Annotated in this window: 17 protein-coding genes; 13 read left to right on the top strand and 4 right to left on the bottom strand. The window is 71.2% G+C overall.

Going from position 1 to position 19,590, the window contains the following annotated elements:
- Positions 1-63 precede the first annotated feature (63 nt).
- A complete protein-coding gene (locus ACIQUC_RS05270; RefSeq protein ID WP_022908576.1) occupies positions 64-1,095 on the bottom strand; it encodes a cation diffusion facilitator family transporter in 1,032 nt (343 codons plus the stop codon).
- Positions 1,096-1,341: 246 nt separating this feature from the next.
- Here ACIQUC_RS05270 and ileS point away from each other — a divergent pair, with 246 nt between their 5' ends.
- Genes ileS through ACIQUC_RS05245 form a run of 5 tightly spaced genes read left to right on the top strand, consistent with a single transcriptional unit; the run spans position 1,342 to position 7,766 of the window.
- A complete protein-coding gene (ileS, locus tag ACIQUC_RS05265) occupies positions 1,342-4,590 on the top strand; it encodes an isoleucine--tRNA ligase (RefSeq protein ID WP_402264089.1) in 3,249 nt (1,082 codons plus the stop codon).
- Positions 4,587-6,041, top strand: a complete 1,455-nt coding sequence (locus ACIQUC_RS05260; RefSeq protein WP_402264087.1) for a bifunctional folylpolyglutamate synthase/dihydrofolate synthase — start codon at positions 4,587-4,589, stop codon at positions 6,039-6,041. The genes ileS and ACIQUC_RS05260 overlap by 4 nt, the downstream gene beginning before the upstream one ends.
- Positions 6,038-6,445 carry a DUF4233 domain-containing protein gene (locus ACIQUC_RS05255; RefSeq protein WP_022905376.1) on the top strand — a complete coding sequence of 136 codons (408 nt, stop codon included), beginning with the start codon at positions 6,038-6,040 and terminating at the stop codon, positions 6,443-6,445. The genes ACIQUC_RS05260 and ACIQUC_RS05255 overlap by 4 nt, the downstream gene beginning before the upstream one ends.
- A gap of 36 nt (positions 6,446-6,481) precedes the next feature.
- Positions 6,482-6,901 (top strand): nucleoside-diphosphate kinase, encoded by a 420-nt coding sequence (gene ndk / locus ACIQUC_RS05250; RefSeq protein ID WP_022905375.1) that lies wholly within the window; start codon positions 6,482-6,484, stop codon positions 6,899-6,901.
- Positions 6,902-6,917: 16 nt separating this feature from the next.
- A complete protein-coding gene (locus tag ACIQUC_RS05245) occupies positions 6,918-7,766 on the top strand; it encodes a DsbA family protein (protein WP_402264082.1) in 849 nt (282 codons plus the stop codon).
- Positions 7,767-7,839: 73 nt separating this feature from the next.
- Here ACIQUC_RS05245 and ACIQUC_RS05240 read toward each other — a convergent pair whose 3' ends face one another.
- Together ACIQUC_RS05240 and ACIQUC_RS05235 are read right to left on the bottom strand one after the other, a co-directional pair.
- A complete protein-coding gene (locus ACIQUC_RS05240; RefSeq protein ID WP_402264080.1) occupies positions 7,840-8,691 on the bottom strand; it encodes a DsbA family protein in 852 nt (283 codons plus the stop codon).
- Positions 8,692-8,791: 100 nt separating this feature from the next.
- On the bottom strand, positions 8,792-9,394 hold the full coding sequence (locus ACIQUC_RS05235) for a vitamin K epoxide reductase family protein (protein WP_402264077.1): 603 nt from the start codon (positions 9,392-9,394) through the stop codon (positions 8,792-8,794).
- Positions 9,395-9,722: 328 nt separating this feature from the next.
- On the opposite strand from ACIQUC_RS05235, the gene ACIQUC_RS05230 reads away from it, so the two are divergent.
- Together ACIQUC_RS05230 and ACIQUC_RS05225 are read left to right on the top strand one after the other, a co-directional pair.
- Entirely contained in the window at positions 9,723-12,605 is a 2,883-nt protein-coding gene (locus ACIQUC_RS05230; protein WP_402265666.1) for an Rne/Rng family ribonuclease, read from the top strand.
- Between the two features lie 293 nt (positions 12,606-12,898).
- Positions 12,899-13,675: a hypothetical protein gene (locus ACIQUC_RS05225; protein ID WP_402264075.1), complete on the top strand. Its 777-nt coding sequence runs from the start codon at positions 12,899-12,901 to the stop codon at positions 13,673-13,675.
- A 570-nt stretch (positions 13,676-14,245) separates the two neighbouring features.
- On the opposite strand, the gene ACIQUC_RS05220 is transcribed toward ACIQUC_RS05225, so the two are convergent.
- Positions 14,246-14,518 carry a DUF4031 domain-containing protein gene (locus ACIQUC_RS05220; RefSeq protein WP_022905370.1) on the bottom strand — a complete coding sequence of 91 codons (273 nt, stop codon included), beginning with the start codon at positions 14,516-14,518 and terminating at the stop codon, positions 14,246-14,248.
- A 179-nt stretch (positions 14,519-14,697) separates the two neighbouring features.
- Between ACIQUC_RS05220 and rplU the strand changes: the two genes are divergently transcribed.
- The 6 genes from rplU to ACIQUC_RS05190 all read left to right on the top strand — a co-directional run bounded on the left by rplU (position 14,698) and on the right by ACIQUC_RS05190 (position 19,581).
- The gene (gene rplU, locus ACIQUC_RS05215) at positions 14,698-15,006 is read left to right on the top strand and encodes a 50S ribosomal protein L21 (protein ID WP_022905369.1); all 309 of its coding nucleotides are present in this window, start codon (positions 14,698-14,700) and stop codon (positions 15,004-15,006) included.
- Between the two features lie 14 nt (positions 15,007-15,020).
- Positions 15,021-15,272, top strand: a complete 252-nt coding sequence (gene rpmA / locus ACIQUC_RS05210; protein ID WP_022905368.1) for a 50S ribosomal protein L27 — start codon at positions 15,021-15,023, stop codon at positions 15,270-15,272.
- Positions 15,273-15,358: 86 nt separating this feature from the next.
- Entirely contained in the window at positions 15,359-16,873 is a 1,515-nt protein-coding gene (obgE, locus tag ACIQUC_RS05205) for a GTPase ObgE (RefSeq protein ID WP_022905365.1), read from the top strand.
- 7 nt (positions 16,874-16,880) lie between these two features.
- Complete coding sequence (proB, locus tag ACIQUC_RS05200; protein WP_402264071.1) at positions 16,881-17,699, top strand: glutamate 5-kinase; 819 nt, start codon at positions 16,881-16,883, stop codon at positions 17,697-17,699.
- A gap of 373 nt (positions 17,700-18,072) precedes the next feature.
- On the top strand, positions 18,073-19,338 hold the full coding sequence (locus tag ACIQUC_RS05195; RefSeq protein WP_402264069.1) for a glutamate-5-semialdehyde dehydrogenase: 1,266 nt from the start codon (positions 18,073-18,075) through the stop codon (positions 19,336-19,338).
- Positions 19,339-19,380: 42 nt separating this feature from the next.
- Positions 19,381-19,581: a hypothetical protein gene (locus tag ACIQUC_RS05190; protein ID WP_022907293.1), complete on the top strand. Its 201-nt coding sequence runs from the start codon at positions 19,381-19,383 to the stop codon at positions 19,579-19,581.
- Positions 19,582-19,590 lie beyond the last annotated feature (9 nt).

Genomic DNA, 19,590 nt, shown 5'->3' with positions numbered 1-19,590 from the left:
CGCCCCGCCCCGCGCAGCGTGAGCCCGCGCAGCGCGAGCCCGCGCCGCCCGCCCCTCGGAGCCTCAGTTCGCCCGCAGCGTCCCGGCCCCGCCCGCCGCGACGTCCTCGGCCGTGCCGTCCCGGACCACCTCCGGCACCTCCTCGCCCGTCGGGGTGAGCGACTCGTCGCCGGGGTAGCTCAGGGTGAGGACCGCCTCCTCGATGTACTGGCTCTCCTCGAGCGACTTCTCGACGTCGCGGAGCCGCACCGCGACGTGCTCCTCGACCTCGTTGCCCGTGAGGTCGACCGCTGCGACGAGGTACACCCGCGACGGACCGACGAACTCGAGGTGCAGGTAGGTGACCCGTTCGATCTGCGACCGGCCGAGCAGCTCCACGAGCACCGCGTTCTCGAGCTCCGGCGACGTGCTCTCACCGAGCAGGAACCGACGGTTGCGGTCGATGAGGACGATCGCGACGACCCCGAGCAGCACGCCGATCGCGATGGAGCCGACCGCGTCGAAGACCGCGAGGCCGGTGAGCTGGTGGAGGAACACCCCGAGGAACGCGACGACCAGACCGATCAGGGCGGCGGCGTCCTCGGCGAAGACGGCTCGCAGCGTCGGGTTCGAGGACTGCAGCACGTGGCGGAGCACCGGCACCTTCCGCTTCGTCGCCGCGCCGTGCGCCTGTCGGTACGCCTGCACGAAGCTCGTCCCCTCGAGGCAGAACGACACCGCGAGCACGATGTAGTTCAGCAGGACGTCCTCGGCCGGGCCGGTCTCGCCGAGCTCCGAGATGCCGTGGGAGATCGACACGACGGCACCGGCGGTGAAGAGGCCGAACGCGGCGAACATCGACCAGATGTAGGTCTCGCGCCCGTACCCGAGCGGGTGCCGGGCGTCGCGCTTGCGGGCGCCACGCCGTTCCGCGACGAGCAGGAAGATCTCGTTGCCGGTGTCGGCCCACGAGTGTGCGGCCTCGGCCACCATCGAGGCCGATCCAGAGATCAGGGAGGCGATCGTCTTGGCGATCGCGACGAGCAGGTTCGCGCCGAACGCGATGATGACGGTCAGCAGGGATTCGGGACGATCCTGCTCGGAAGAGTCGGGCATCGCTCCAGCATGCTCCCGTCCGCTAAACTCGTGTGCACAGGCGTCGATCCGGCCATCACCGGGGAGCCTCCGGAAGAACCCGGCAGTCGGCACGATCGACGGCCGGCAGTAGAACCGGGCGGACCGGGCCGCACAGCCCCGGCAACGAGCGGTCGGCCACAGCGCGAGCGGTGGTCGGCAAGCGAGGTGGTACCGCGGAGTGTGCTCCGTCCTCGTGGAGATCGAGCGAACCCACAAGGAGTCCCGGTGCCGTACCCGCTGAACGCCGATGCCGATGGCGTCGTCCCCTCGCCGTCCTTCCCCGCCGTCGAGCGGGGGATCCTCGCCTTCTGGAAGGGCGACCGCACGTTCCAGGCGTCGATCGACCAGCGTGAGGGCTGCCCCGAGTGGACCTTCTACGACGGCCCGCCGTTCGCGAACGGCCTGCCGCACTACGGGCACCTGCTGACGGGCTACGCCAAGGACGTCTTCCCGCGCTACCAGACGATGCGCGGCAAGCAGGTGCACCGTCGCTTCGGCTGGGACACGCACGGGCTGCCCGCCGAGCTCGAGGCCATGCGCCAGCTCGGCATCACCGAGAAGCACGAGATCGACGAGATGGGCGTCGACGTCTTCAACGCCGCCGCCAAGAAGTCCGTCCTGCAGTACACCGACGAGTGGCAGCAGTACGTCACCCGCCAGGCGCGCTGGGTCGACTTCGAGGACGACTACAAGACCCTCGACACCACGTTCATGGAGAGCGTGCTCTGGGCGTGGAAGCAGCTCTGGGACAAGGGCCTCGCGTACGAGGGCTTCCGGGTCCTGCCGTACTGCTGGAACGACCAGACGCCGCTGTCGAACCACGAGCTGCGCATGGACGACGACGTCTACAAGATGCGCCAGGACCAGTCCGTCACGGTGTCCTTCCCGCTGCACGGGTCGCGCGCGGAGTCCCTCGACCTGGTCGGCGTGCGCGCCCTCGCCTGGACGACGACCCCGTGGACGCTGCCGACGAACGCCGCCCTCGCGGTCGGCCCGGAGATCGCCTACGCGGTCGTCCCGGCCGGGCCAGGAGGCGCGGCTGACGGTGCCGACGCCGGTTCCGTCCACTACCTGCTGGCTTCGGACACCGTGGCCGCGCACGCGAAGGACCTCGGCTACGAGACGGGCGAGGACGCCGCTGCCGCGGTCGTCCGCACCCTGACGGGCGCGGAGCTCGACGGCGTGGAGTACGAGCGCCTGTTCGACTTCCTCGCGGACGCCGAGGGCATGGAGAACGCCTGGAAGATCCTCGTCGCCGACTACGTCGAGACGGGCGAGGGCACGGGCATCGTGCACCAGGCCCCGGCGTACGGCGCCGACGACCAGGAGGTCTGCGCCGCCGCGGGGATCCCCGTGGTGCTCTCCCTGGACGAGGGCGGCGTCTTCACTGCGCAGTTCGGCGAGGTCGCCGGCCTCCTCTGGTCGGACGCGAACAAGCCGCTCACCAAGGCGGTCCGCGACGCCGGACGGCTGCTCCGCCAGGCGTCCTACGAGCACAGCTACCCGCACTGCTGGCGGTGCCGGAAGCCCCTCATCTACAAGGCCGTGTCCTCGTGGTTCGTGCGGGTCACCGACATCCGCGACCGCATGGGCGAGCTGAACCAGGACATCAACTGGGTGCCGGACAACGTCAAGGACGGCCAGTTCGGCAAGTGGGTCGGGAACGCCATCGACTGGTCGGTGTCGCGCAACCGGTACTTCGGCACGCCGATCCCGGTGTGGCAGTCGGACGACCCCGAGCACCCGCGCACCGACGTGTACGGCTCGCTCGAGGAGATCGAGCGCGACTTCGGTCGCCTGCCCGTGAACGCCGACGGCGAGGTCGACCTGCACCGTCCGTTCATCGACGACCTGACGCGCCCGAACCCGGACGACCCCACCGGGAACTCGACGATGCGCCGGATCACCGACGTGTTCGACGTCTGGTTCGACTCCGGCTCGATGCCCTACGCCCAGGTGCACTACCCGTTCGAGAACCGGGAGTGGTTCGAGTCGCACAACCCGGCCGACTTCATCGTCGAGTACATCGGGCAGACGCGCGGCTGGTTCTACGTCATGCACGTGCTGTCCACCGCGCTGTTCGACCGGCCGGCGTACCAGAACGTCATCAGCCACGGCATCGTGCTCGGTTCCGACGGCCAGAAGATGTCGAAGTCGCTCCGCAACTACCCGGACGTCTCCGAGGTGTTCGACCGCGACGGTGCCGACGCCATGCGCTGGTTCCTCATGTCGTCGTCGGTGATCCGCGGCGGCAACCTCGTCGTCACCGAAGAGGGCATCCGTCAGGGCGTCCGCGAGTTCCTGCTGCCGCTCTGGTCGACGTACTACTTCTTCACCCTCTACGCCAACGCCTCCGGGGCGGACGGGTACCAGGCGTCGCGGAGCACGGCGAGCACCGACGTCCTCGACCGCTACCTGCTCGCGAAGACCCGGGTCCTGGTGTCCGACGTGCAGCGGCACCTCGACGCGCTCGACACCCCGCTCGCGGCCCAGGCCGTGCGCGACTTCGCCGACGTCCTGACCAACTGGTACGTGCGCCGCTCCCGCGACAAGTTCTGGCTCGGCGCGGAGTCCTCGCCCGAGGCCCGCGCGGCGTTCGACACGCTGTACACCGTGCTCGAGACGCTCACCCGCGTCGCCGCCCCGCTCGCCCCGCTCGTCACCGAGGAGATCTGGAAGGGCCTGACCGGTGGCCGCAGCGTCCACCTCGAGGACTTCCCGGACGCCGACGAGTTCCCGGCCGACGACGCGCTCGTCGACGCCATGGACCGCGTGCGCGACGTCGCCTCGAAGGGGCTCGCGCTCCGCAAGGCGACCGGTCGTCGCGTCCGTCTGCCGCTCGCGACGCTGACGCTCGTCGTCCCCGACCCGGGCGCGATCGAGCCGTTCGCGGACATCCTCCGCGACGAGCTCAACGTGAAGCGGGTCGTGCTCGAGCAGCAGGAGGAGTCCTCGCTCGGCCGGTACGGCATCGAGCGCAAGCTCACCGTGAACGCCCGTGCCGCGGGACCGCGCATCGGCAAGCAGGTCCAGCAGGTGATCCCGGCCGCCAAGCGGGGCGACTGGGTCGCGACCGAGTCCGGCGTCACGGTCGGCGGGATCGACCTCGTCGAGGGCGAGTACACGCTCGACCTCACGGTCGCCGACGACGCCGTCGCGGTGGCCTTCCTCGACGGCGGCGGCTTCGCGGTGCTCGACACCGTGACCACCCCCGAGCTCGAGGCCGAGGGCCTCGCCCGCGACGTCGTGCGTGCCGTCCAGCAGGCCCGTCGCGACGCCGACCTCGACGTGAGCGACCGCATCGTGCTGACCCTCGGGGTGGACGACGTCGCCGACACGGCGGTCCGCACCCACCAGCAGCTCATCGCGGGGGAGACCCTGGCGACGAGTGTCGAGATCGTGCCCCTCGGGGCCGGTACCACCGCCGACGTCGGTGACGGTGCCAAGGTGTCCGTGGAGGTGGCACGCGCATGAGCGAACACGACGACGAGATCGGCGACGAGACCCCGGACGGCATCGAGATCCCGGTCGGCCCGGTCGGCGACCAGGCTCCGGCCGACACGGTTCCCTACGGCGGGGACGACGACGATGTCAAGCGCGTCGAGGCGGCGCTGTACGCCCGCATCGGCGAGCAGGCACCGGAGCACCGGCTGTCGGCGACCCGGCGTGCCGTCGAGCTCCTCGGCGACCCGCACCTGTCCTACCCGGTGATCCACCTGACCGGCACCAACGGCAAGACCTCGACCGCCCGGATGGCCGAGAGCATCGTCCGCGCGCACGGTCTCCGGACCGGTCTCATGACGAGCCCGCACCTGGTGTCGATCCGGGAGCGCATCGTCATCGACGGCGCCCCGATCCAGCCGGACCGCTTCGTCGAGAACTGGGACGACATCGCCCCGATCCTCGAGATGACCGACCAGGAGCTCACGGCCAAGGGCGAGCTCCCGCTGACCTTCTTCGAGGCGCTGACCGTCCTCGCCCTGGCGTGCTTCGCCGAGGCCCCGGTCGACGTCGCCGTGATCGAGGTCGGCATGGGCGGTGAGTGGGACTCCACCAACGTGGTGCAGAGCCAGGTGGCGGTGTTCACGCCGATCGCGATCGACCACGCCAAGCAGCTCGGCAGCACCGTCGCCGAGATCGCCCGGACGAAGTCGGGCATCATCAAGCCCGCGTCGTCGGTCGTGTCGAGCGCGCAGGCCCCCGAGGCGCTCGCGGAGCTCCAGCGCGCCGCCGAGCTCACCGAGTCGACCCTGGCCGTCGAGGGCGAGGCGTTCCGGGTCGTCGACGTGACGCCGGCCGTCGGCGGGCAGCTCATCACCGTGCAGGGCGTCGCCGGTCGGTACGACGACCTCTTCCTGCCGCTGTTCGGCCGCCACCAGGCCGACAACGCCGCCGTCGCGATCGCGGCCGTCGAAGCCTTCCTCGGCCGCGGCTCCCAGCCCCTCGACGAGGACGTCCTGTCCGAGGGGCTCGCCGGTGCGACGAGCCCCGGCCGGCTCCAGCCGATCGCCCAGGACCCGACCGTCGTGGTCGACGCGGCGCACAACCCGCACGGCGCCCGTGCCCTCGCCGAGGCGCTGCCCGTGGCGTTCCCGTCCGGCCACGTGGTCGGCGTCGTGGCGATCCTCGGCGACAAGGACGCCCGCGGGTTCGTCCGCGCGCTCAAGGACACGGTGGCGACCTTCGTGGTGACCCAGCCACCGGGGGAGCGTGCGCTCGACGCGGACGCGTTCGCGCGCGTCGTCGTCGACGAGGTCGGCGAGGACCGGGTGGTCGTCGAGCCGTCCCTCGCGGCCGCCCTGCAGGAGGCGCGTGACCTCGCCGACGACGCCGAGGCGGACGACGCCATGGTGCTCGTCGCCGGCTCGATCGTGATGGTGGGCCGGGTCATGGACCTGGTCCACGCGGAGGGCGAGGCGAAGTGACGGAGCCGAGCCGCGCCTCCAGGCCCGCCCGGGTGCGGAAGCCGCGTCGCGAACGCGGCGCGCGCGAGAGCCTGCTGTCGATCAGCCTCGTGCTCGAGGCGATCATGTTCTTCTTCCCGATGCTCGTCGTCTTCGGCAAGGGGACCCTGCCGCCGGCGGTCGCGTTCGGCGGTGGCATCGGTGCGATGGTCGTGCTGGCGCTGGCCTCACGTCTGACCGGCAACCGGGCCGGTGTAGGGTTCGGGTGGCTGCTGCAGGCGGCCATCCTCGCCACCGGGTTCATCGAACCGTTCATGTTCGCCGTGGCCGTGGTGTTCCTGGCGCTGTGGGTCTTCTGCTTCGTCAAGGGCGGTCAGCTCGACCGTCAGAACGCCGCGAGACGCGCGGCCCTCGGCGAGGACTGACCACCCCGTTCGACCACGAAACACCAGGAGTTCTGCGTGTCCGATCTCGAAGAGACCCTCGTCCTCGTCAAGCCCGACGGCGTCGCCCGCCAGCTCACCGGTGAGATCCTGCGCCGGATCGAGGCCAAGGGCTACGAGATCGTCGACCTGAAGATGCTGACGGCGCCCCGCGACCTGCTCGACGCCCACTACGAGGAGCACCAGGGCAAGCCGTTCTTCGAGCCGCTCGTCGAGTTCATGCAGTCCGGCCCGGTCGTCGCCGTGCGCCTCGCCGGCAACGGCGTGATCGCCGGCTTCCGGTCGCTCGCCGGCACCACCGACCCGACCTCGGCCGCCCCCGGCACCATCCGCGGCGACCTCGGCCGCGACTGGGGCCTCAAGGTCCAACAGAACCTCGTGCACGGCTCGGACAGCCCCGAGTCGTCGGCACGCGAGCTCGCCCTCTGGTTCGCCTGAGCTCCGGGAGCGCCGCGTGACGAACAACGACCGTCCCTCGAAGAACGAGCGTCGCCAGCACGCCCGTGACGTCGCCCGGCAGCGGGCCGAGGCTGAGAAGCGCCGCAAGCGTCGCAACCGCTGGTTCCTGCAGGGCGGCATCGGCCTCGGCATCATCGCGATCGCGGCCGTCGTCGCCATCGTCGTCGTGAACGTGAACAACCAGCCCGCCGTGTCCGCGGCCGGACCGAAGAACATGGCGACCGGCGCGATCCAGTTCACCGGCAGCGGCGGCGAGGTCACCCCGGTGACCACCCCGGCGGTCGGCGCGTCCGCGACCCCGTCGGCCGTGCCCACCGCGGCCGCCGACGGGAAGGTCCAGGTCACCGAGTACGTCGACTGGGCCTGCCCGGTCTGCAAGCAGTTCGAGGCGGCCTACGCCGACCAGATCCTCGACAAGGTGAAGTCCGGGGACGCGACGCTCGCGATCCAGCCCGTGTCGATCCTCGACCGCAGCTACCAGAACTCGCGCTACGCCAGCCGTGCCGCGAACGCCGCGATGTGCGTCGCGAACTACGCCCCGGACACGTTCCTCGACGTCCAGACGCAGTTCTTCGACAACCAGCCGGAGGAGGGCACGAAGGGCCTGACGAACGCCGAGATCGCGAAGCTCGTGAAGGCGGGCGGCGCGACCGGGTCGGACGTCTCCTCGTGCCTGTCGAGCGAACGGTTCCGCGGATGGGTGACGAAGTCCACGAACGCCGTGCTGGCCGATCCCGCACTGCAGGGCACGCAGGGCTTCGGCACGCCGACCGTCCTCGTGAACGGCAAGAAGATCGCCACGCTGACGGACGTCATCACCGAGATCGACGCCGCGTCGGAGTAGCACGCACCACGAACGACGGCCCCCACTCCCGGCCGGGAGCGGGGGCCGTCGTCGTACCGGCGCCGGGGTGGGACTACGCCTTCCCACCGTTCTGCTCGACGAACGCCGCGAACGCGTCCGTGTCGGTGAGCGAGCCGTTGTACTGCTTGCCGTTCACGATCACGGTGGGGGTCCCGGTGACCTTGTCGAGCGACGAGTTCGGGATCGGGTCGTTCAGCACCCGGTTCGTCGCGTCGGCGACCCACCCGGCGAACGTCTGGTCCGTGATGCAGGACGCCACGTGCTCGTTCGTCGCCCCGGCGGCCTTCGCCAGCGATGCGAGCTTGTCGTTCGTCAGGCCGCGGGTGCTCTCGGACGGCTGGTTCTCGTAGAGCGACGTGTTGTACGCCAGGAACGCGTCCGGGTCGTAGTTCGCGACGCAGGCCGCGGCTGCCGCCGAGCGCGTCGAGTACTTCGACCCGAGCGACACGCGGTCGAGCAGGTTGAACGGGTGCAGCTCGAGCGTCGCCGAGCCGTCCTGCACCCACTGCTTGATCTGGGACATCTGGCTGGTCTCGAACTGGTTGCAGTAGGGGCACATGTAGTCCGAGTACACGGTGATGTTCGCGACCGAGTCGTCCTGCTTCGTGGGCGTCGGCGTCCCGCCCTCCGGCGTCGCCTTGGTGGTCACGGGGACGATCTGCCCGTTCGAGCCCTTCAGGAGCACGCCGTCGCTCGCCATGTTCTTCGGCCCGGGGCCCGCGGGCTGCACGGAGTTCGCGACCACCACGACGACGATCGCAGCGACCGCGAGCGCACCCACGATGATGCCGCTGATCCCCAGCGTCTTGTTGCGGCGTCGACGCGCCTGCTCCTTCGCGCGGGCGAGGCGTGCGCGCTCCCGCGCCGCCTCCCGCCGGGCCTTCTTGCTCTCGTTCTCGCTCATCGCCATCGAGCGTAGGTCGAACGGGTGTGCCGATCGGCCGATCTGGCTGGGAAGGACCCAGGAATTCGATGACGCGTCATCGGTGACGCTCAGCGGACGATCAGAAGGACGAGAGGATCGTCGGGAACTTGATGAGGATCGTGACCACGATGAACAGGTAGTTCGCCAGCGGGAACGCCCAGCAGAACGGCAGCAGGGTCCGGCCGACCCGCTGTGCGCCGGCGCCGAAACGCCCCTGTGCGGCGTTCCAGATCGTGAACACCCAGAACATCGGGATCGTCATCGACCAGACGAGCATGCACCAGGGGCACAGCGCGCCGATGAACCACACGGTCTGGGTGAAGAGCCACGTGACGAACACCCACGCCAGGAACACGCCCGCGTTGAACGCGATCCAGAACCACCGCGAGCCGTTCCGGAACCCGGCGAGGAGCATGACCGCGACCGCGATCGGCGCGACGAAGCCCATCACGCCGAGCAGCGGGTTCGGGAAGCCGAACAGGTGACCCTGCCAGCTGGCCATCACGTCGGAGCAGCTGATGAACGGGTTGACGTCGCACGACAGGGCCTGCTTCGGGTTCGCGTACTTGGCGAACTCGTCGAGGACGAGGGAGAAGGACCCGAACAGGCCCACCACGCCGGTGACCAGGAGGAAGACGGCCATGGCGATCGGACGGCGGGCTGCGGGTGCTGGCGTGCTCACGGCTTCATCATCGCACGCTCGATCCGGTCCTTTCCCGGTGCGGCATGCGATAATCCTCGGAGGTCGTGCGGCCATCCGCACGACGACGAAAGCTTTCCGGGCCCAGCCCGGACGATCAGGTGCGGTGAGAGCGCACCGTGACCGGGACGCGCGTCACTCCGACGCCGAGCCGATCGGGCCGGGTGCCCGACGGAACGGCTGCGGACACCACAAGTTGACGCACCGGCCACAAGACAGCGAACGCGGGGGCGTGGTCGCCACCCGCTACAACTACAGAATTCCCGCCGTCCGTCAGGACGCGAGCGGGGTCAAGGAGTGCACCAGGTCCATGGTGGAGCAGAACAACGACAACACGAACAACGAAGAAGTCGCACCGAAGCGTCGCAGCCGCCTGTTCGGCGGTCGGCGTGCCCGGTCGACCGGCCAGGAGGCACGGGGGGACGCCCTGCAGACGGGTCCCGTCGAGCAGGTGACCGGGTCCCGGGCAGACGGCGTCTCCGACGCCGGCGACGCTCCGACGGAGGTCGGCGCGGAGACGCTCGCGGTGACGGACGCAACGCCGGACGCCGGGGGAGCGCCGGAGGCGCCCACCGTGTCGGTCGCCGTCGAGGCGACCGCCGGCGGTGACGAGCCGCACGACGTCAGCACCCTCACCGGCGACCTGCCGGTGATCGCCGCCGGTGACGACGCCGAGACCGCTGCCGCACCGGCCGCGACGGCCGGGGCGGACGTGAGCCGCGCCTCCAGTCCGGCGGAGTCCGCCGACGAGCCGTTCGTCCCCAAGGCGACCAGCACGCTCAGCCTGATCTTCCACGCGCCGGTGCTGCCGGACCTGCCCGAGCGCGCGCCGCGGCACGACGAGGACGACGACGACGAGCAGCCCGGTGGCCGCCGTCGCTCGCGCCGTCGCGGCACGAGCGCCGACCGCGAGGGCCGTGAGCCGCGCGAGGGCCGTGAGCCGCGTGAGCCGCGCGACCACCTGGAGCCCCGCCGCCGCGAGGTCGAGTACATCACCGAGCCGCAGAAGGTGAAGGGCTCGACGCGACTCGAGGCCAAGAAGCAGCGCCGTCGCGACGGTCGCGACGCCGGACGGCGTCGCCAGGTCGTCACCGAGGACGAGTTCCTCGCCCGTCGCGAGAGCGTCGACCGGCAGATGATCGTCCGGTCGAGCGCCTCGAAGATCGAGATCGGCGTGCTCGAGGACGGGATCCTCGCCGAGCACTACGTGACGAAGTCGCACAACGTGTCGCTCATCGGCAACGTGTACCTCGGCAAGGTGCAGAACGTGCTGCCCTCGATGGAGGCGGCGTTCGTCGACATCGGCCGCGGGCGCAACGCCGTGCTGTACGCCGGCGAGGTCGACTGGAACTCGGTCGACACCGGCAACCACGGCCGTCGCATCGAGGCCGCGCTGAAGCCGGGTGACAAGGTGCTCGTGCAGGTCACGAAGGACCCGGTCGGCCACAAGGGCGCCCGGCTGACGAGCCAGGTCTCGCTGCCCGGTCGCTACCTCGTGTACGTGCCGAACGGCTCGATGAACGGCATCTCCCGCAAGCTGCCGGACACCGAGCGGGCGCGGCTGAAGAAGATCCTCAAGGAGGTCCTCCCGGAGCACGCGGGCGTCATCGTCCGCACCGCCGCCGAGGGCGCCACCGAGGAGCAGCTCACCCGCGACGTGCAGCGCCTCACCAGCCAGTGGGAGGCGATCCAGAAGAAGGTCGCGAACGGCCAGGCGCCGGTCATGCTCCACTCGGAGCCCGACCTGCTCGTGAAGATCGTCCGCGACGTCTTCAACGAGGACTTCACGAAGCTCATCATCGACGGGTCCGCCGCGCGCGAGACCATCGACGAGTACCTCACCGCGGTCGCGCCCGACCTCAAGGACCGGGTGGAGATCTACGACGGGCCCGACTCGTTCGAGGAGCACCGCCTCAACGAGCAGATCGAGAAGGCGCTCGACCGCAAGGTGTGGCTGCCCTCCGGTGGCTCGCTCGTGATCGACCGCACCGAGGCCATGACCGTCGTCGACGTCAACACGGGGAAGTTCGTCGGGTCCGGCGGCAACCTCGAGGAGACCGTCACGAAGAACAACCTCGAGGCGGCCGAGGAGATCGTCCGGCAGCTCCGCCTGCGCGACATCGGCGGCATCATCGTCGTCGACTTCATCGACATGGTGCTCGAGTCGAACCGCGACCTCGTGCTGCGTCGCCTCATCGAGTGCCTCAGCCGTGACCGCACGAAGCACCAGGTCGCCGAGGTCACCTCGCTCGGCCTCGTGCAGATGACCCGCAAGAAGATCGGCGTCGGCCTCCGCGAGTCCCTCGACGAGGTCAACGCCAAGGTCAACGACAACAACGCCGACCCGGGGCCGTCCAAGAGCCGTCGGAAGAGCCGCGGCGGGGCCGGGAACGGTAACGGCAACGGGAACACCTCCGGCAACGGCGGGGGCAACGGTTCGTCGTCGAACGGGTCGTCGAACAGCTCGCACGCGCACCAGATCACGGACGACGTGAAGAACGCGCTGTCCCGGATCGCCGCTTCGACCATCCCGCACGAGGAGCACGACGGGGCCGCGGCTCCGGCCTCCGCGCCGTCGGCCGGGTCGGGTGCGTCGGAGGCGTCGGCATCGGCTGCGTCGGCCGCGTCGGCTGCGGATGCGCCTGCGTCCGACGGCGAGCAGCCGTCCGGACCGAAGCGTCGTCGGCGCCGCGGTGGTCGCGGTGCCGGTGCACCCGAGTCGACGGTGGAGACCGCTTCCGGCTCGTCGGACACGTCCGGTGCGCCGGCTGCGTCCGAGCCTGCTGCCGCTCCTGCCGCTGCTCCTGCTGCTGCCGCTCCTGCTGCTCCCGCGGCTGCTCCTGCGGCTGCGGCCGAGCCGGTCGCTGCCGCTCCGGCTGCTGCTCCGGTCGCCGAGGAGGCCCCGGCCAAGGCGCCGACCCGACGCCGCGTGAGCTCGAGCGCCCCGGTGACGCCGACCGAGACGTCCGTCGCGATCCTGGACATCCCGATCGCGGCGACGAAGCGCGAACCGCGCCGGGTCAGCGGCGACGCCGAGTCCCTGCTCGACTCCGTCCTGCAGGCGCTCCCGGAGCCCAAGCAGCCGGGGCAGGGGCGTTCGCGGTCCCGTCGTGTCTCGTCCCCGAGCATCAGCGCGCCGGCGACGGCCGAGGGTGACGACACCGACGACGGCGCCGTGATCCTGGGGAACTGACGATGTCGAACCCCGGCGACCCGCAGCGGTCGCAGCACGATCGCGGGTACTACGGCGCGGGCTGGTCACAGCCCGCGCCGCCGGCGCAGCCGTACGGGGCGCCCCAGGGCGGTTCGGACCCGGGCGCGCCGCAGGGTGCGCCGTACGCGGGGGCACCGCAGGGCGGGCCGTACGCGGGTGGGCCCCACCAACGTGCGCCGTACCAGGGTGCGCCCCAGGGTGGGCCGTACCCGGCTCCCCGACCGCCCCGGGCAGCGGCGGACCCGCGCCGGGCCTTCGCGCCGGGAGCCTCGGTGACGAACACCGCCGGGGCGCTCATCGCGGTCGTGTCGATCGTGCTCGTCGAGTTCGTCTCGGGCCTCATCGGGTTGCTCGGCGCCTCGTTCGTCGTGCACCCGTTCGCCAGCTACGGCGCCGGCGGCAGCCTCATCGGCGGGTTCGTGTCCGGGGTGTTCGCCGCGCCGTTCCCGTTCTACGCCGGAGCGTTCCTCGCCCTGGCGTTCCTCACGCCCATCGACCGTCGGAGTCCGCTGCCGACGGTCCTCCTCCGCGCCGTGCTCGCCGGAGCCGCCGGCACCATCGCGCTCGCGCTCGTCGGGGTGTTCACGGGGACCCTCGGTGCCGTCCGGTCCGGAGGCGCGCAGATCCTCATCGACGTCGTCACCCGGCCGCTGCAGTCCGGTGTGCCGTTCACGCTCATGCTCATCGCGACCTCCACCGCGGCGTGGCTCTGGCTCGGGCGTCCCCGGGGCGGTCGTCGGGCGCTCGGGGCTCCCGGCACGCCCGGGACGGTCCGTCCGGCCGACGCCGTGCCCCCGGCGACGGTGCAGTCCGGCGCGTCGGGTGTGCAGGGCCAGCCGGGAGGGCAGGGCCACCCGGGTCCCTCCGGCCAGCCGCCGCACGGCCAGCCGGGACAGTCCGGACAGTCGGGTGCTGGTCAGTCGGGTGTTGGTCAGCCGGGTGTTGGTCAGCCGGGTGTTGGTCAGCCGGGTGCGCAGTGGCCGCCGGTGCCCCCGTCCGCGCCGCCGCAGGCTCCGTCGAACCCCTGGGGTCCTCCGGCCGCTCGCTGACCGCTCAGCGGCCCGCTGTGGCCTCGTGGGCCGTTCGCGGCCCCGTGCGCTGGGTCGCGCGGTGGTGCGGCGTTCGGCGTTCGTTGCCGGGTGCGAGGTTGCACGCGTGGTGCGCGCTTGTGGCGGCGCACGGTGCGGGCAACCTCGCACCGAGTGCGCAACCGCGCACGGTGCGGCGTGGCGGGCGTGTGCTGCGCCTCCTGGCTGCCGTGGTGCGGCGTTCGGTACCGGGTGCGAGGTTGCACGCGTGGTGCGCGCTTGTGGCGGCGCACGGTGCGGGCAACCTCGCACGGAGTGCGCGACCGCGCACGGTGCGGCGTGGCGGGCGTGCGTCGCGCCTCCTGGCTGCCGTGGTGCGGCGTTCGGTACCGGGTGCGAGGTTGCACGCGTGGTGCGCGCTTGTGGCGCCGCACGGTGCGGTCAACCTCGCACGGAGTGCTCAAGCGCGCACGGTGCGCCGTGCCGCCACCAGCGCCGCCGCCGCCCCGTCGCCGCCCCGTCGCCGCCCGTCGCCGCGCGCGGCCGCCGCGCGCAGCCGCCGCGGCCCCGCAGCGGCCCGGCCGGGGCCGGTCAGAACGTGTGCTTGTCCCGCTGCGCGACCCGCAGCCCGCTGCGGATCAGCCGCAGTACCAGCTCGCGCCCGGTGACCGCCGTGGCCCCCGCGGCGACGAGTTCGTCGTAACGCGCGAGCGGCACGTCGTAGTGATCGTGGTCGAACGCGCGCCGTGGGATACCGGCCCGTCGGGCGAACTCGTGCAACTCGTCGTATGATGTGTCACTGACGAGGTGCGACCACAGAGTGTCGTGAGCGGGCCACGTCGGCGGGTCGATCATCACGGTCACACGGCAATCGTACGTGTGTCGCCGTTTGACCGGACCTGGGGGCATCGAGTATTCTCGATCCCTGGTGTCAGCGGGCCGTTCTGCCTGCGTCGCCGATCGGGCCCGGCCCTCCGGGAACCGCTCGTGCAGAAGTGGGCACCCGAGACTTCCCTCAAGCAGAGTTACGTAAGGATTTCCACGTGGTTTACGCAGTAGTGCGCGCCGGCGGCCGTCAGGAGAAGGTCGAGGTCGGCACGATCATCACGATCGACCGTGCCAAGGCCGACGACAAGGGCAACATCGACCTCGCCCCGGTGCTCCTCGTGGACGGTGACAAGATCACGTCGGCGGCTTCCGAGCTCGCCAACGTGACGGTCACCGCCGAGGTGCTCGAGGACCTCCGCGGTCCCAAGGTCGTCATCCAGAAGTTCAAGAACAAGACCGGGTACAAGAAGCGTCAGGGTTTCCGCGCTGAGCTCACCCGCGTCAAGATCACCTCGATCGCGTAAGGCGGGAGTAGAAGATGGCACACAAGAAGGGTGCGAGCTCCACTCGCAACGGTCGTGACTCGAACGCACAGCGCCTCGGCGTGAAGCGCTTCGGTGGCGAGGTCGTCAACGCCGGCGAGATCATCCTGCGCCAGCGCGGTACCCACTTCCACCCGGGCGCCAACGTCGGCCGCGGTGGCGACGACACGCTGTTCGCCCTCTCGGCCGGTTCGGTCGAGTTCGGCACCAAGGGCGGCCGCAAGGTCGTCAACATCGTCAACGCGTAAGCAGTTCGACGATCTGACTCTGCGGGAGGGGCGGGCCACGTGCCCGCCCCTCCCGTTCTTTCGTTGCAACACCTAGGAGTGGACCCATGGCGACATTCGTCGACCGCGTGACCCTGCACCTCACCGCGGGGAACGGCGGCAACGGCTGCGTGTCGGTCCGCCGTGAGAAGTTCAAGCCGCTGGCCGGCCCGGACGGCGGCAACGGCGGTGACGGTGGCGACATCGTCCTCGTCGCCGACCCCCAGGTGACGACCCTGCTCGGCTACCACCGTTCCCCGCACCGCTCGTCCAAGAACGGGCAGCCCGGCATGGGCGACATGCGGAGCGGCATCAGCGGGGAGACCCTCGAGCTCCCGCTGCCGATCGGCACGGTCGTGTACGACGAGAACGGTGACGTCCTGGCGGACATGACCGAGCCCGGCATGCGGGTCGTCATCGCTCCCGGCGGGCAGGGCGGCCTCGGCAACGCCGCGCTCTCGACCACGAAGCGCAAGGCCCCCGGCTTCGCGCTCCTCGGCACCGAGGGCTGGGCCGGCGACGTCAGCCTCGAGCTGAAGACGATCGCCGATGTCGCCCTCGTCGGGTTCCCGAGCGCCGGCAAGTCCTCGCTCATCGCCGCGATCTCCGCCGCGAAGCCGAAGATCGCCGATTACCCCTTCACGACCCTCACGCCGAACCTCGGCGTCGTCGAGTCCGGATCCACCCGCTTCACCGTCGCCGACGTCCCCGGTCTGATCGAGGGCGCGTCCGAGGGCAAGGGTCTCGGCCTCGAGTTCCTGCGCCACGTCGAGCGCTGCGAGGCCCTCCTGCACGTCATCGACTGCGCCACGCTCGACCCCGGGCGCGACCCGATCAGCGACCTCGACGTCATCCTCGGCGAACTCGAGCGCTACCCGGTCCCCGAGGGCCAGGTGCCGCTGCTCGAGCGTCCGCAGATGATCGCGCTCAACAAGGTCGACGTGCCCGAGGCCGAGGAACTCGCCGCCTTCGTGCGCGAGGAGCTCGAGGGCCGTGGCTACCGCGTCTTCCCGATCTCGACCGCGTCCCGCAAGGGCCTGCGCGAGCTGACGTTCGCGTTGGCCGACGTCGTGGAGCAGGCCCGCGCCTCCCGTGCGGCCGAGCCGGTCGCCGAGCGGATCGTCCTCCGCCCCAAGGCGGTCGACGACAAGCCGTTCACGATCCGCGCCGAGGGCGGCGAGGAGCACCGCTTCTACCGCATCCGCGGGTCGAAGCCGGAGCGCTGGGTCCAGCAGACCGACTTCACCAACGAGGAGGCGATCGGCTACCTGGCCGACCGACTGGCGAAGCTCGGTGTCGAGGACGGTCTGTTCAAGGCCGGAGCCGTCGCGGGGTCCACCGTCGTGATCGGTGGCGACGGCGGCACGATCTTCGACTGGGAGCCGACGCTCACCTCGACCGCCGAGCTCATCACGAGTGCCCGCGGGACCGACGCCCGCATCGGCGCGACCTCGCGTCCGACCCGCAACGAGCGGCGCGAGGAGTACTTCGAGCGCATGGACGCCAAGGCCGCGGCGCGCGCCGAGCTCGAGCAGGAGCGCATCGCCGGTCTCTGGGCCGACGACGAGGACGACAGGGACTGACCACGGCATGACCGACACGACCGCACGCACCGACCTCGGACCCGTCACCCGGCACGAGGACATCCCGCGTGCCAGGCGGATCGTGGTCAAGGTCGGCTCGTCGTCGGTCAGCGGGGACAACACCGGGCAGATCGCCCGGCTCGTGGACGCCCTCGCGCTCGCGCACGCCCGGGGGACCGAGGTCGTCCTCGTGTCCTCCGGCGCGATCGCGACCGGCTTCCCGTTCCTCGGGATCGAGGGACGCCCCGACGACCTCGCCACCCAGCAGGCGGCGGCGGCGACGGGGCAGAACGTGCTGATGTTCCGCTACCAGAAGGAACTCGACCGGCACGCGGTCGTCGCCGCGCAGATCCTGCTGACCGCCGGCGACCTGCAGAACCCGACGCACCGGGTGAACGCGCAGCGGGCCATCGACCGGCTCCTCGCGCTGCGGGTGCTGCCGATCGTGAACGAGAACGACACCGTGGCCACGCACGAGATCCGGTTCGGTGACAACGACCGGCTCGCGGCGCTCGTCGCGCGACTGCTCGGCGCCGATGCGCTCGTGCTGCTCTCCGACGTCGAGTCCCTGTACACGCGCCCCCCGGAGCAGCCCGGCGCCGAGCCGATCACCCACGTCCCCTTCGGCGACGAGCTCGCCGGGGTCACCTTCGGTTCGATCGGTGCCGCGGGCGTGGGCACCGGAGGAGCGGGGACGAAGGTCGCGGCGGCCAGGCTCGCGGCCGAGGCCGGAACCTCCGTGCTCGTGACGGCGACGGCGCTCGTCGAGCGGGCGTTGGCCGGTGAGCAGGTCGGCACCTGGTTCGAGGCGGCACCGCGGGGCTGACGCCCGGCCTGGAGGCGCGGGTCGGCCCCGACGCGCGGCTCGCGTGCGCGTCGACGCGCGGCTCACGTCCGCGTCGGCGTGCCGCACACGTCCGTGGCGGCGTGCCGCGCACGTCCGTGGCGGCGTGCCGCGCACGTCCGCCGAGGGGGCACATTCCGTCACGCTCGACGCCTCCGAGCGACGGATCCCGCGACCTCGGCGGCACGCCTGCGGCGTGTCGTGCCCGCTCGCGAGACGAGCGGACCGAGCGGATCGAGTGGTGCGTGCGCTGCGGACGGAGGGTGACTCCTCCACAGGAGCCGCGCCTCCTGGCCCGTCCACAGGTGCGCCCCTCGGCCGTCATGTGGCCGACCCCCGCGCCTAGAATCGAGCCATGCCGCTGACCGCACCCGCCCCGACCCTGACCGACAAGCTCGTCGCCGCGCGCGACGCCTCGTCGGTGCTCGCCACGGCGACCACCGCGGTGAAGGATGCGGCGCTCCGCGCGATCGCCGCCTCCGTGCGACAGGCGACGGACGAGATCGTCCGGGCGAACCACGACGACCTCGTCGCGGGCGAGGAGAACGGGCTCTCGTCGGGGCTGCTCGACCGGCTGCGACTCGATCCCGCGCGCATCGACGCCCTCGCGGCGGCGGTCGAGCACGTCGTCGGTCTGACCGACCCGGTGGGGCAGCACGTCCGGGGATCGCGGCTGCCGAACGGCCTGCAGCTCTCGCAGGTCCGGGTGCCGTTCGGTGTGGTCGGCGCGATCTACGAAGCCCGGCCGAACGTCACGGTCGACATCGCCGGCCTCGCGCTGAAGAGCGGCAACGCGGTCGTCCTGCGCGGCGGATCGGCGGCGCAGCGGACCAATGCCGTGTTGGTCGCCCGCATCCAGGACGCGGTCGCCTCGGCGGGGCTCCCGCGTGAACTCGTGCAGACGATCGACGAGTTCGGGCGTGCCGGTGCGACAGAGCTGATGCGGGCACGCGGGCTCGTGGACGTGCTCATCCCGCGGGGCAGCGCGTCGCTGATCCAGACCGTCGTGACCGAGTCCCAGGTGCCCGTGATCGAGACCGGTGCCGGTGTCGTGCACGTCTTCCTCGACGAGTCGGCGCCGCTCGACCGCTCGATCGACATCGTCCTCAACAGCAAGGTGCAGCGTCCCAGCGTCTGCAACGCGCTCGAGACGCTCCTCGTGCACGAGCGGGCGGCGGACCGGCTCCTGCCCGCGTTGGCCGACCGGCTCCGCGCCGCCGGGGTGACGCTCCGCGGCGACGACGCCACCCGGGTGATCGTGCCCGGTGTGCTCCGTGCGACCGACGACGACTGGGCGACCGAGTCGATGGACCTCGACCTCTCGGTGCGGGTCGTCCAGGACGTCGACGCCGCGATGGCGCACATCGCACGCTGGTCGACGCACCACACCGAGTCGATCGTCACGAACGACGTCGACACGGCCGAGCGCTTCCTCGCCGAGGTGGACTCCGCGGTCGTGATGGCCAACGCCTCGACCCGGTTCACCGACGGCGGGGAGTTCGGCTTCGGCGCCGAGGTGGGGATCTCCACCCAGAAACTGCACGCCCGCGGGCCGATGGGGCTGCCCGAGCTGACGAGCACCAAGTGGATCGTGCGCGGGCAGGGACAGATCCGCGGCTAGACTGGGCGGCGACTTCCCCCGACCGAACGGAGCATCGGACCCATGACCTTCCTCGCTGAAGCCGCAGAGCACGCCTCCGGGGTCCCCGCGTACGTGTTCCCGCTCGTCGGTGTCCTCTTCTTCGCGTTCCTCGGGTTCGTCACCTGGAGCTTCCGTGACGTGGCCTACCGTCACTCGCACAAGTTCGAGGCGACGCGCACCCACGAGACGGGTGTCGACGAGTTCGGTCGCGCCGAGCACTGACCCGCGACT

Origin of the sequence: Curtobacterium sp. NPDC098951 (genome assembly GCF_044759965.1) — a bacterium.
GTDB lineage: Bacteria > Actinomycetota > Actinomycetes > Actinomycetales > Microbacteriaceae > Curtobacterium.
This window is presented reverse-complemented; position numbering and strand designations above follow the sequence as displayed.

Excerpts from the sequence above, each read along its gene's own strand:
- ACIQUC_RS05270 (WP_022908576.1), bottom strand. The coding sequence starts at position 1,095 with ATGCCCGACTCTTCCGAGCAGGATCGTCCCGAATCCCTGCTGACCGTC.
- ACIQUC_RS05260 (WP_402264087.1), top strand. The coding sequence starts at position 4,587 with ATGAGCGAACACGACGACGAGATCGGCGACGAGACCCCGGACGGCATC.
- ACIQUC_RS05240 (WP_402264080.1), bottom strand. The coding sequence starts at position 8,691 with ATGAGCGAGAACGAGAGCAAGAAGGCCCGGCGGGAGGCGGCGCGGGAG.
- ACIQUC_RS05230 (WP_402265666.1), top strand. The coding sequence starts at position 9,723 with ATGGTGGAGCAGAACAACGACAACACGAACAACGAAGAAGTCGCACCG.
- rpmA (WP_022905368.1), top strand. The coding sequence starts at position 15,021 with ATGGCACACAAGAAGGGTGCGAGCTCCACTCGCAACGGTCGTGACTCG.
- obgE (WP_022905365.1), top strand. The coding sequence starts at position 15,359 with ATGGCGACATTCGTCGACCGCGTGACCCTGCACCTCACCGCGGGGAAC.
- proB (WP_402264071.1), top strand. The coding sequence starts at position 16,881 with ATGACCGACACGACCGCACGCACCGACCTCGGACCCGTCACCCGGCAC.
- ACIQUC_RS05195 (WP_402264069.1), top strand. The coding sequence starts at position 18,073 with ATGCCGCTGACCGCACCCGCCCCGACCCTGACCGACAAGCTCGTCGCC.
- ACIQUC_RS05190 (WP_022907293.1), top strand. The coding sequence starts at position 19,381 with ATGACCTTCCTCGCTGAAGCCGCAGAGCACGCCTCCGGGGTCCCCGCG.